At 71.8% G+C, this 12597-nt stretch carries 8 protein-coding genes; 5 read left to right on the top strand and 3 right to left on the bottom strand.

Annotated features, from left to right (window positions below; translation table 11 throughout):
- Positions 1-37 precede the first annotated feature (37 nt).
- Together ASF17_RS02985 and yczR are read right to left on the bottom strand one after the other, a co-directional pair.
- The gene (locus tag ASF17_RS02985; RefSeq protein ID WP_055795076.1) at positions 38-3160 is read right to left on the bottom strand and encodes an efflux RND transporter permease subunit; all 3123 of its coding nucleotides are present in this window, start codon (positions 3158-3160) and stop codon (positions 38-40) included.
- Positions 3161-3326: 166 nt separating this feature from the next.
- Positions 3327-4799, bottom strand: a complete 1473-nt coding sequence (gene yczR / locus ASF17_RS02980; RefSeq protein ID WP_235476319.1) for a MocR-like transcription factor YczR — start codon at positions 4797-4799, stop codon at positions 3327-3329.
- A 62-nt stretch (positions 4800-4861) separates the two neighbouring features.
- Between yczR and yczE the strand changes: the two genes are divergently transcribed.
- Positions 4862-5488, top strand: coding sequence for a membrane protein YczE (gene yczE, locus ASF17_RS02975; protein WP_055795074.1), 627 nt, complete (start codon positions 4862-4864; stop codon positions 5486-5488).
- 145 nt (positions 5489-5633) lie between these two features.
- On the top strand, positions 5634-7895 hold the full coding sequence (locus tag ASF17_RS02970) for an APC family permease (protein ID WP_082474992.1): 2262 nt from the start codon (positions 5634-5636) through the stop codon (positions 7893-7895).
- 19 nt (positions 7896-7914) lie between these two features.
- Here the strand turns inward: ASF17_RS02970 and ASF17_RS02965 are convergent, their stop codons facing one another.
- Complete coding sequence (locus ASF17_RS02965; RefSeq protein WP_055795072.1) at positions 7915-8904, bottom strand: LacI family DNA-binding transcriptional regulator; 990 nt, start codon at positions 8902-8904, stop codon at positions 7915-7917.
- Positions 8905-9232: 328 nt separating this feature from the next.
- On the opposite strand from ASF17_RS02965, the gene ASF17_RS02960 reads away from it, so the two are divergent.
- From ASF17_RS02960 to ASF17_RS02950, 3 genes are read left to right on the top strand one after another with little or no spacing between them, the layout of a single operon-like run.
- A complete protein-coding gene (locus tag ASF17_RS02960; protein ID WP_055795070.1) occupies positions 9233-10495 on the top strand; it encodes a sugar ABC transporter substrate-binding protein in 1263 nt (420 codons plus the stop codon).
- 7 nt (positions 10496-10502) lie between these two features.
- Positions 10503-11633: a carbohydrate ABC transporter permease gene (locus ASF17_RS02955; RefSeq protein ID WP_200913412.1), complete on the top strand. Its 1131-nt coding sequence runs from the start codon at positions 10503-10505 to the stop codon at positions 11631-11633.
- Positions 11630-12556 carry a carbohydrate ABC transporter permease gene (locus tag ASF17_RS02950; protein ID WP_055795068.1) on the top strand — a complete coding sequence of 309 codons (927 nt, stop codon included), beginning with the start codon at positions 11630-11632 and terminating at the stop codon, positions 12554-12556. The genes ASF17_RS02955 and ASF17_RS02950 overlap by 4 nt, the downstream gene beginning before the upstream one ends.
- Positions 12557-12597: the final 41 nt, after the last annotated feature.

The raw sequence follows: 12597 nt of genomic DNA, 5'->3' as shown, positions 1-12597 counted from the left end.
GGCCAGAACCTGCCCCGGCGCCCCGGCCGCGCGCCGCCTACGCGGCGGCGCGCCGCTCCGCACGGCGCTCGCGCGCACCCTCGACCAGGTAGTACAGCACCGGCAGCACGACCAGCGTCAGCACCGTCGACGACACGAGCCCGCCGATGACGACGATCGCGAGCGGCTGCGAGATGAACCCGCCGTGGCCGGTGATGCCGAGCGCCATCGGCAGCAGCGCGAAGATCGTCGCGGTCGCCGTCATGAGGATCGGCCGCAACCGCCGCGACGCGCCCTCGAGCAGGGCCTCGCGCACGCGGAGACCGCGGGTGCGGTACTGGTTCACCAGGTCGATGAGCACGATCGCGTTCGTCACCACGATGCCCACGAGCATCAGCACGCCGATCAGCGAGGCGACGCCGAGCGGGACGCCCGAGGCGATCTGCAGCAGGATCGCACCGGTCGCCGCGAACGGGATCGACACCAGCAGGAGGAACGGCTGCAGCAGGCTGCGGAACGTCGCCACCATGACGATGTACACGATCAGGATCGCGATCAGCACGGCCAGGCCGAGCTGCGAGAACGCGTTCGCCTGGTCGGCCGTGACCCCGCCGATCTCGGTGTCGGCGCCGGCGGGCAGGTCGAGACCGGCGAGCGCGTCGGTCACCTCCGTGCTGGCGGTCGACAGGTCGTCGCCCGACGGGGTGACGGTGACGGTCGCCGTGCGGACGGCGTCGGCGGTCGTGACCGAGGTGGGCCCCGTGGTCTCGTCGATCGTCGCGATCGAGTCGAGGCGAACCGGCCCGGTGGGGCCGGGCACCTCGACGGCGCGGAGCTCGTCGAGGTTCGCCGGGGGCGTCGGAGCGACGGTGTAGACGTCGATCGAGCTGTCGTCGATCTCGATCGAGCCGACCTGCAGCGGCTGCACGGCCTGTGACACGATGGCGCCGACCGCGACCTCGCTGAGGCCGAGCGCCGCCGCGTCGTCGCGGTCGATCTGCACGCCGATGATCGGCTGGGCCGACGCGAGGTTCGAGTTCGCCTCGGCCGTGCCGGGCAGATCGCGCACGGTCGAGAGCACCGTGTCGGTCGCCGACTGCAGCGTCTCGGGGTCGGGCGCCGAGACGTCGATCGAGATGTCGTTGCTCGTGCCGAATCCGCTCGAGGCCGTGACCTCGATGTCGCCCACGTCGCCCAGCCCGTCGAGCCGGTCGCGCACGTCGGCCTGGAGGGCGTCCTGATCGGCGCTCTCGTCGGTGGTGATCGAGTAGGTGACGGTGCTGTCGCCCGTCCCGCCGAAGAAGCTGGCGATCGAGGTGCCGCTCGACCCGATGGTCAGCTGCACGGTCTCGATGCCGTCGACTCCGTCGAGGGCCTCCTCGACCTGGGTGGCCGCGTCGGACTGCGCGTCGAGGCTCGTCGCCGGGGCGAGCGTCTGGGTGACGCTGAACGTGTTCTGCCCGCTCGCGCCCAGGAAGTTCGTCTTCATGAAGGGCACGGCCGCGGCCGTCCCGCCGAGGATCAGCACGGCGACGACGATCGTGACGACGGGCCGACGCAGGGTGCCGCGCAGCACCGGCACGTAGACCCGGCGCAGACGGTCGAGGGGCGCCCCGGCGGAGGGGTCGGAGGCGCGGGTCGTCAGCACCTCGACCGCCTCGGCCCCGGAGGAGGAGCCCGCACCCGCGGCACCCGCGTGCTTGTGCGTCTTCGGCGCCCGCAGGAACCAGTACGCCAGCACGGGCACGATCGTCAGGGCGACGAACAGCGAGGCGACGAGGGCGATGGTGACCGTCAGGGCGAACGGTCGGAACAGCTCGCCGGTGATGTTGCCGACGAACGCGAGCGGCAGGAACACCACGACGGTGGTGACGGTCGAGGCGGTGATGGCGCCGGCGACCTCGCGGACGCCGACGGTGATGGCCTGCAGCCGGTCGGCGCCCGAGGTCAGGTGCCGCTTGATGTTCTCGATGACGACGATGCTGTCGTCGACGACGCGGCCGATCGCGATCGTGAGGGCGCCGAGGGTGAGGATGTTGAGCGTGTAGTCGGCCGCCTGCAGCCCGATGAACGTGATGAGCACGCTGGTGGGGATGCTGATGGCCGTGACGATCGTCGATCGGATCGACAGCAGGAACACCAGGATGACGATCACGGCGAAGACGAGGCCGAGCAGCCCCTCGGTCGCGAGGCTGTCGATCGACTGCTGGATGAACGGCGCCTGGTCGAAGACGACGGTCAGGTCGACGCCGTCGCCGAGGTCGGTGGCGAGGGCGGGGATCGCGTCGCGCACCGTCTCGGAGACGTCGACCGTGTTGGCGTCGAGCGTCTTCGTGACCGCGACCGTGAGGGCGGGCTCGCCGTTGACGCGGCTGATCGAGGTGACCGGCGCCGAGGTCAGCGCCACGTCGGCGACGTCGTCGACGGTGACGGCGGAGCTGCCGCCGAGCAGCGGCAGGGCGGCGACCTGATCGGCGCTCGTGATGCGCTGACCGGCCTGGATCGACAGCGTCTGTCCGTCTTGGGTGATGGTGCCGCCGGGGATCAGCTGCCCGTTGGCGTCGAGGGCGTCCTGGAACGCCTGCGTCGTCAGACCGGCGGCGGCGAGCGCATCGCGGTCGGGGGTGATGGTGACGCGCTGCCCGGCGTCGCCGTAGATGGATGCCTCGCGCACCCCGTCGAGCTTCTGCAGGTCGGGCACGGTCGTGTTCGTCAGCCGGTCGACGAGCTGCTGGGCGTCGGAGTCGTCGTACCCGGTGACGGCGATCTGGATGATCGGCAGGTCGTCGAGGCTGCCGGTGACGACCTGGGTGTCGACGGCGTCGGGCAGGGTCAGCCGGTTGATCGCCGACTGGATCTTCTGCTCGGCGTTATCGAGGTCCGTGCCGTAGGTGAACTCCGCCGAGACGGTGCTGGTCGAGGTGCTCGACGTCGCGGTGGTGCCCTCCAGCCCCGGGATGATCTGCACCGCCTGCTCGATCGGCGTCGAGACGTCGTCGTTGACGACCTCGGGCGTGGCCCCCGGGTACGAGCTGACGATGGCGATCTGCGGGAACTGGACGTTGGGCGCCAGCTCCTGCTTCAGCGACGTGAGAGCGACCCCGCCGAAGACGGCGACGACGATCGTGACGAGGGCGATCAGTGCGCGGTTGCGGAGACTGAAGACGGACAGCAGATGCACGGGACTCCGGTGGTCAAGAGGAGAGAGAGGGAGGCGCGGTGCACGACGTCCACCGCGCCTCCCATTGTCACCACTCTCTCTGGGAACTGGCGGCCCCCTCATACCCGCCTGTGGACGGGATCGACCGAAGCCGAGGAGGTGCGGGGCGGCTCCGACCAGGCGACCCTCAGACCACCTCGGCCAGCAGCGGCGAGGCCGGCGCCTGCACGCCGTCGATGCCGTCCCACGCCGAGCGCAGGGCCGCGAGCGCGCGGTCCGTCTCGGTCTCGCCGTACGAGAACGGCACGCGGAGGAACCGCTCGAACGCGCCGTCGACGCCGAACACGGGCCCGGCCGCGAGCAGCAGGCCCTCGCGGCGCGCGGCGAGGGTCAGCTGCGAGCTGACGGGCGCGCCGAGTCCGACCCAGGTGCTGAGCCCGCCCGCGGGCGACGGGACGTCCCACGAGGGGAACGCGCTGCGGAGGCCGGCGACGACGCGGTCGCGACCTCGTCTCAGGTGCGCGGCCCGCGCCTCCAGCACGGTGTCGAGGTCGGCGAGCAGCTCGGCGACGACGAGCTGCTCGAGCACGGGGGTGCCGAGGTCGCCGGCCGAGCGTGCGCGGACGAGGCGGTCGACGAGCGGCCGGTCGGCGCGGATCCAGCCGATGCGCAGCCCGCCCCAGAGCGACTTGCCGACCGACCCGATCGATACGGCCCGCCCGTACGCCGCCATCGGCAAGGGCCGCCCGGCACCAGCGCCGGCACCAGCACCAGCACCGGCACCGACCCCGTCGATCGCCAGTTCCGCCATCGTCTCGTCGACCACGACGATCGTCCCCTCGGCCGCCGCCGCCTCGAGCACGCGCGCCCGCTGCTCGGCGGGCATCGTGGCGCCGGTCGGGTTGTGGAAGTCGGGCATGAGGTACGCGACCGGCGGGCTCGTGCGGCGGAGCGTCTGCATCAGCGCCGGCTCGTCCCACCCGCCGTCGACGGTGACGCTGACGGGGACGAGTCGCGCCCCGGCGACCCGCAGCGCCTCGAACGCGTGGGGGTAGCCGGGCGCCTCGACGACGGCCCGGTCGCCGCGGCCGACCAGCACGCGGGCGAGCAGGGCGATGGCGTGCTGCGCCCCGAGCGTGACGACGATCTGGTCGGCGCTCGTCTCGAGCCCGCGCCTGCGGTACCGCTCGGCGATGGCCTCGCGCAGCACGGGCCTGCCGATCTGGTCGTAGCCCGAGTCGCCGAGGTACGCGCCGAGCCGGCCGGCCGCGCGCTGGGCCGCCTCGGCGATGCCCTCGGCGGCGGGCAGGGCGGCCTTGGTGAGGTCGAGCAGCCCCTCGGTCGAGGTCGGTCGCGGCAGGGCGATGCGGGTCGGCAGCCGGACGACGCTGCCGCTCCCCCGCACGCTGTCGATGTGACCGCCGTCGCGCAGGGCGGCGTAGGCGGCGGCGACCGTGGTGCGGCTGACGCCGAGGTGCGCGCTGAGGTCGCGTTCGGACGGCAGGCGCGTGCCGACCGGCAGGCGCCCGTCGAGCACGAGGAGCCGGATGCGGTCGGCGAGCGCCAGATACCCGGGAGCCGAGGAGGCGCGCCACGAGTCCAGCAGCACCCCCAGAGCGCGGGCGGAGACGGAGGCGGCACCGGGGTCGATGTGGGTCACGGTGCCACCCTAGGTCGATTGGACTCTTGCCACCAGGCCACATCGACGATTGGATCGCTGTCATGCCCCTGATCCACCGCCTCCTCCGTCTCGCCGTCGGCCTCTTCGCCTACGGCTTCGCCATCGCGCTGATGGTGCGTGCCGGCGTCGGGGTCGCGCCGTGGGACGTCCTGACGCAGGGGCTCTCGAAGCACACGGGGCTCAGCTTCGGGCTCGTGACGTTCCTGACGAGCCTCGTCGTGCTGGTGCTCTGGATCCCGCTCAGGCAGCGGCCGCGCTTCGGCACGGTCGCCAACACGCTGTCGATCGGCCCGGTGGCCGACTTCGGGCTGCACGTCCTGCCGCAGCAGAGCGTCTGGTGGGCGCAGGGGCTGACCTTCGCGGGCGGACTGCTGCTGCTGGCCGTCGCGAGCGGCCTCTACATCGGGGCCGACTTCGGCCCGGGGCCCCGCGACGGCCTCATGCTCGGTCTGCACCGGCGCCTCGGGTGGCGAGTCGGGGTGGCCCGCACGGCGATCGAGGTCACGGTCCTGGCCGCGGGCTGGCTGCTCGGCGGGCAGGTCGGCATCGGCACGGCCGCCGAGGCCCTCCTGATCGGCCCTCTGGTCGCGATCACCCTGCCGCTCTTCGCACGTCGGCGGGCGGCGGCGGCGACGACGGGATCGACGCCGGTGGCCGTCGCGACCTGACCCGCGCCTCCTCGGCTCGGGCCCGCCTCGCTGGCCGTTGCGCGCAGACAGAACGGGACGGTTCGGTGAACCGGCGCGTGACCGGGGAATATCCCGGCCGTCGCCGTGGTTGACAGGCCCTCGGCACGGAGTAGAGTCGCCGCTCGTGACCAACGACACCCGGTCGCCGAAGCGGTGGCTGATCGGCGAACCGCTGCCCTCCGAGAAGCTCGACGGGCAGCTCCTCCCCAAGCACCTCGCCCTGCCGATCTTCGCCAGCGACCCGCTCAGCTCGGTGGCGTACGCCCCGCAGGAGCTGCTGATGATCCTGCTGATCGGCGGTCTCGGGTTCCTGACCCTCGCGCCGTGGGTCGCGGTGGCGGTCGTCGTGCTGCTGCTCGTCGTGGTCGCGTCGTACCGGCAGCTGATCAAGGCCTACCCCTCGGGAGGCGGCGATTACGAGGTCGCGCACCGCAACCTCGGCGAGAAGGCCGGCCTGGTCGTCGCGTCGGCGCTGCTGGTCGACTACGTCATGACCGTGGCCGTCTCGGTCGCGTCGGGCGTCGACAACATCATCTCGGCGGTGCCCGAGCTGGCGCCGATCCGGGTCGAGCTCGCCATCTTCTTCGTCATCGCCCTCGCGGCGGTCAACCTGCGGGGCGTCCGCGAGTCGAGCAAGGCGTTCGCCGTGCCGACCTACCTGTTCGTGTCGAGCGTCTTCGTGATGATCGTCATCGCGCTGGTGCGGACCGCCCTCGGCGACCCGCCCGTGGCCGAGAGCGCCGAGTACACGGTGCAGGCCGATCAGCTGACGCAGGCGGCGTTCATCCTGCTGCTGCTGCGCGCGTTCTCGAGCGGCTGCTCGGCTCTGACCGGCGTCGAGGCGATCGCCAACGGCGTGCCCGCGTTCCGCCGCCCCAAGGTGCAGAACGCCCAGAAGACGCTCGTGCTGATGGGCGGCATCGCGATCGTGCTGTTCGCCGGTCTCGTCGCGGTGGCCCTGATCGCGAAGGTGCACTACGCGGAGGACGCCTGCGATCTGCAGGGCTTCGTCGACTGCGAGGGCACGCCGCAGCGCAGCCTCATCGCGCAGATCGCCGCGTCGGTGTTCGGCGGCGCGTTCTTCGGCATACCCTTCTACGTCATCCAGGCCTGCACGGCGGCGGTGCTGCTGCTCGCGGCGAACACGGCGTTCAACGGGTTCCCGCTGCTCGGGTCGATCCTCGCCCGCGACCAGTACGCGCCCAAGGCGCTGAACACCCGCGGCGACCGGCTGATCTACTCGAACGGCGTGATCGTGCTGGCGCTGGTCGCGTGCGCGATCCTGCTCGTGTACCAGGCGAGCGTGACCGGGCTGATCCAGCTGTACATCATCGGGGTGTTCGTGTCGTTCACGCTCGGGCAGACGGGCATGGTCGTGCACTGGACGCGCATGCTGCGCGAGGGCTGCGCCGACCGCGGCGCCGTGTACCGCGCCCGGGGCATCAACGCGTTCGGCGCGCTGCTGACCGCGTCGGTGCTGATCGTGGTGACGGTGACGAAGTTCACGCACGGCGCCTGGCTGGTGTTCGTCATCATGCCGATCCTGTTCACGCTGATGCTCGGCGTGAACCGCTACTACCGCGACGTGCTGGTCGAGATCGAGCCCGACGCGACGACGCAGTTCGGCTCGCACGGCGACCACGCCATCGTGCTGGTCGGCACGATGCAGAAGCCGGTGCTGAAGGCGCTCGACTACGCCATCGCGGCACGGCACGAGTCGCTCGAGGCGATCCACGTCAGCATCGACGACACCGCCACGGCGCTGCTGCAGCGGCAGTGGGCCGAGCAGAACATCGAGGTGCCGCTGCGCATCGTGCCCTCGCCCTATCGCGACATCAGCATGCCGTTGATCAAGTACATCAAGGCGCATCGCGACGAGCACGGCAGCGAGGTCGTCACCGTCTACACGCCCATCTACATCGTCGGCCACTGGTGGGAGGCGGCGCTGCACAACCACAAGAGCCGTCGCATCCGCCAGCGTCTGATGCTCGTGCACGGGGTGACGATCTCGCTCGTGCCGTGGCTGCTCGACTCGTCGGAGGTGCTCTACGGACGCCGGTCGCGCCCCGTCCCCGGGCAGGACCGCCGTGGCGAGCCCATCCGCCCCGCGGTGCAGCGTCGTCCGCTCGAGCCGGCCGGTCGCCGCTCGGAGTCCGCCGGCGGCGCGCTCGGCGCCGACGCCGGCCCGTCGGGCCGCTCGGGAGCGGCGATCGAAGGAGGCGCGGTGCAGCGCGGCCTGGACGCCCAGCCCGCGAAGCCCGGCCCGAAGCAGACCCCCCGCGCCCCGGGTTCGGCGAAGGGCAACCACGGGGGCGGCGCCGCCGCCCGCAAGGCCCGTTCGGCCGCCCGCAACTCGACCGGCGCGACCCCCCGCAAGAAGAAGTAGAGCGCCCGCGCTCCGGCGCTCAGCGCCAGACCGGCCGCGGCCGGAGCAGCCGGTGCAGCGACTCGTCGCCGGCCCCCGCGTCGCCGTCGAGCAGCAGCTGCAGGGCGGCGGCGGCGACCTCGTCGAGGGGCTGCTCGACGCTCGACAGGCCGAGGGCGGCGGCGACCGGGGTGTCGTCGTAGCCGATCACCGGCACCGATCCGCCGAGCACCGTCGTCGCGCCGAGGGCGAGCGTGTCGCTTGCGCACACCACCGCGTCGATCTCGACGCCCGAGGCCAGCAGCGCCCTGATGGCGTCGGCGCCGAGCGACACCGAGTCCTCGACGCTGAGCGAGAGCGCGTCGATGCGGTCGGCGGACAGCGCGCCCGCGGCGTCGAGGGTCTCGCGCCAGCCGCGCCTCCGGTCGTTGCCGGCGCCGGACTCGGGCGGCCAGCCCAGGAAGGCGACGCGTGACGCCCCGCGGCCGAGCAGCTCGCTGGTCGCCGCGGCGACGCCGTGCCGTCCGTCGACGTCGACCCAGCGGTGGCGGGGGTCGCCCCGGTCGTCGAGCCCCCAGGGTCGCCCGAAGGTGACGAACTCGGCGCCCGCGGCGATGAGCCACTCGGTGCGCGGGTCGTCGAAGAAGGTCGAGGTGAGGATGAACCCGTCGACGTCGGCGCCGTCGAGCAGGCGCTCGAACTGGGCGATCTCGTCGTCCGGCCCTGCCGCCGTGTAGAGCAGGATGCGGTAGCCGCGCGCGTCGGCCTGCTCGGTCACGGCGTGGAGGAACCGGTCGAGCACCGCACCCGAGATCCCGTTCTGCACGGGGTCGAGGCGGATGCCGATGGTCGAGCTCTTGCGGGTCCGCAGCCGACGGGCCGAGGCGTGGGGCCGGTAGCCCAGCTCGGCGATCGCGCGCTCGACCCGTTCGCGCGTGCCGGGCCGCACGACGGCGGGCGAGTTGAGCACGTTCGAGACCGTCTGCCGCGAGACCCCGGCCGACGAGGCCACGTCGCTGACGGTCGGCATCCGGGTCGTCGCCGACCGGGAGCCGAGGAGGCGCGGCGCAGCACCCGGGGCGTCACCCGCACCAGCCACGACGCCTCCCGTCCGGCCCGCCCGACGACCGGCCTGCGGTCACGTTACCTCAGGCCCCGCGCCTCCTCGGCGGTGTCCGGAGTGCGCAGGCGCGCGCCTCCGGTCTTGACACCCGGCGGAGTGCCTGCCTACTGTGACGACACTGATTTGATCGATCAAATTACTGATCGGCAGCACGGCGCGGCGCGAGCCGCACCCGCGGCACCAGCACCACCCGCAGCACCACCCGACCCCGCAACGACGCGACGAGAGGCCCATCATGCGACGACGCACGACCCGACTGGCAGCCACGGCGGCCCTGACCACCATCACCGTCCTCGGGCTCACGGCCTGCGGCGGCTCCGGCTTCAGCGACACCTCGACCGGCGGAGGCGAGGCCGGGGGCGAGCTCACTTCGAGCGACGACGGCCTCAGCGTGCTGATCGCGGCGAGCGGCGACGCCGAGGCGACCTCGGTCACCGACGCCGTCGCCGCGTGGTCGTCCGACTCGGGCACCGACGCCGAGGTCAGCGTGGCCTCCGATCTGCCGCAGCAACTGAGCCAGGGCTTCGCGTCCGGCGAGCCCGCCGACGTCTTCTACCTGTCGACCGAGGCGCTGGCCGGTTTCGCGAGCAACGGCAGCCTGCTGCCCTACGGCGACCGTCTGACGAACCGCGACGACTTCTACCCGGCGCTCGTCGACAACTTCACCGTCGACGACCAGTTCTACTGCGCCCCGAAGGACTTCTCGACCCTCGGCCTCATCATCAACACCGACATGTGGGCCGACGCCGGGCTGACCGACGCCGACGTGCCCACCGACTGGGACTCGCTCGCCGACGTGGCCGCGCAGCTGACCACCGACGACCACGTCGGTCTCGCCTTCAGCCCCGAGTACGCCCGCATCGGCGCGTTCATGGCGCAGGCCGGCGGCACGGTGACGAACGCCGACGGCACCGAGGCGACGCTCGACTCCCCCGAGAACATCGAGGCGCTGACCTACGTCCAGAGCCTGCTGACCAGCGGCGACGCGGCGCTCACGAGCGACCTCGGCGCCGGATGGGGCGGCGAGGCCTTCGGCACCGGTCAGGCCGCGATGACCATCGAGGGCAACTGGATCGGCGGAGCCCTGTCGACCGACTACCCCGACGTCGCATACCAGGTCGCCGAACTCCCGGCGGGCCCCGGCGGGCAGGGCACGCTGCAGTTCACCAACTGCTGGGGCATCGCCGCCGACAGCCCCAACCAGGAGGCGGCGGTCGCGCTGGTCGAGCAGCTCACGAGCACAGACCAGCAGCTGGCCTTCGCCGACGACTTCGGCGTGATGCCGTCGATCGAGTCGGCCGCCGAGCAGTGGAAGACCGACAACCCCGACCAGGCGGCGTTCCTCGACTCGGTCGAGTTCGCGCAGGGGGTTCCGAACCAGGACGGCTCGGCCGCCGTCATCACCGATCTCAACTCGCAGCTGTCGGGCCTGAAGACCGGCGACCCGGCGGCGATCCTCGAGTCCGCGCAGGCGAACTTCGACGCGATCCTCAAGTAGGCCCCTCGTGACCGTCATCGCCACCAGGCCCCCGCGTCGTCGCAGCGCCGCGACGCGGGGCGAGAGCCTCTCGGGCTGGTTGTTCGTCTCGCCGATCCTGATCATCCTGGGTCTGTTCCTGGCCGTCCCGGTCGGGATGGCCCTCTGGGTCAGCGTCTCGGACTGGACGGGTCGCGGGTCGCCCTTCGCGTCGGGCGTCGGCTTCGTCGGTCTCGACAACTACCGCGAGCTGCTCGGCGGCGGCGGTCTCGCCGAGCGCGACTTCGGGCTCAGCCTCCGCAACAACGCCTGGTACGTGCTGCTGGTCGTCCCGATCCAGACCGCGGTGTCGCTGCTGCTGGCCGTGCTGGTGAACCGTCAGGTGCTGCGCGGGCGCGGGTTCTTCCGCACCGCGTTCTACTTCCCGTCGGTGACGAGCTCGGTCGCGATCACGGTGCTGTGGCTGTTCCTCTTCTCGCAGAGCGGCGCGGTCAACAAGCTGCTGTCGTTCGTCGGCATCACCGGCCCGGCGTGGTTCAACGACGCCAGCGGCGTGCTGCACAACCTGCTCGCCCTGGTCGGGGTGCGCGAGGCGCCGGCCGTGCTGGCCGACAACACCGCTCTCGGCATCCCCCTCTGGGAGTGGCTCGCGGGCCCGTCCGTGGCGATGAGCGCGTTCATCCTGATGGCCGTCTTCACGACGAGCGGCACGTTCATGCTGCTGTTCCTGGCGGCGCTGCAGAACCTCGGCGGCGACGTGCAGGAGGCCGCGATGATGGACGGCGCGACCGGCTGGCAGCGCTTCTGGCGCATCACGCTGCCGCAGCTGCGCCCGACGCTGTTCACCGTGCTGACGCTCGGGCTGATCGGCACCTGGCAGGTCTTCGACCAGATCTACACGGGCACGCAGGGCGGCCCGCAGAAGACCACGCTGACCCCGGCCTATCTGTCGTACACCTCGGCCTTCGGCGACCAGGAGTGGGGTCGCGGCGCGGCCATCGCGTTCGTCCTCTTCGTGATCATCGTGGTGCTGACGATCCTGCAGCGCATCGTGCTCCGCGACCGCGCCGTGTCGAAGCGCCGCCTCGCGCTGTACGCCCCGGCGGCCGCGACCGCCGACTCGACCACCGGGACGACCGGGACGGAGGCCCGCCGATGACCACCACGGCACCCCTCTCGGGAGGCGCGGTGACCGCGTCCCCTCTCGCCGCGCCTCCTGCAGGGCCTCGCCCCGCGGGCCGACCCCGGCGCAGCACGGGTCGCGTGGCCGGCACGTCGATCCTCTACGCGGTGCTGATCGTCATCGCGGCGATCTACATCCTGCCGTTCCTCATCAACGTCGCGACGTCGTTCAAGACCGACCCCGAGGCGGCGGCCGACCCGTTGTCGCTGATCCCCGCGACGGCGACGACGGCCGCGTACCGGCAGCTGTTCCTCAACAGCGACTTCCCGACCTGGTTCGCGAACTCGACGATCGTGACGGTGTTCGTCACCGCCGGTCGCGTGTTCTTCAACTCGCTCGCCGGCTACGCGCTGGCGCGGCTCGAGTTCCGGGGGCGCGGGGTCATCTTCGTGCTGCTGATCGGCGTCATGGCGGTGCCGACGGTCGTGCTGCTGATCCCGAAGTTCCTGGTGATCAACCAGCTCGGCATGTACGACTCGTACTCGGGCATGATCGTGCCGCTGCTGACCGACGCCGCGGGCGTGTTCATCATGAAGAACTTCTTCGAGTCGATCCCCCGCAGCGTCGAGGAGCAGGCGCGCATCGACGGCGCGGGAACGTTCCGCGTGTTCTGGTCGATCGTGCTGCCGATGGCGCGACCGGCGCTCGTGACGATCATCATCCTGTCGTTCCAGGGGTCGTGGAACGAGCTCTCGCACTTCATCGTGTCGACGCAGTCGCCCGAGCTGACGACCCTGACGAAGGGCGTGGCGAGTCTCGCATCGGGTCAGCTGAGCCAGGGCTCGCAGTATCCGATCAAGCTCGCGGCGGCGGCGATCATGACGGTTCCCGTCGCGATCGTGTTCTTCGTGTTCCAGCGCCGCATCATGAACGCCAGCGACGGCGCGGTCAAGGAGTGACCCGCCCGCCGCTCGCGGCGCCCAGCCCCCTCGCCCCCTCC

Source organism: Frigoribacterium sp. Leaf263, from assembly GCF_001422285.1.
In the GTDB taxonomy this organism is placed as follows: domain Bacteria; phylum Actinomycetota; class Actinomycetes; order Actinomycetales; family Microbacteriaceae; genus Frigoribacterium.
The sequence above is the reverse complement of the archived record's forward strand: the minus strand, read 5'-3'. Positions and strand labels throughout refer to the sequence as shown.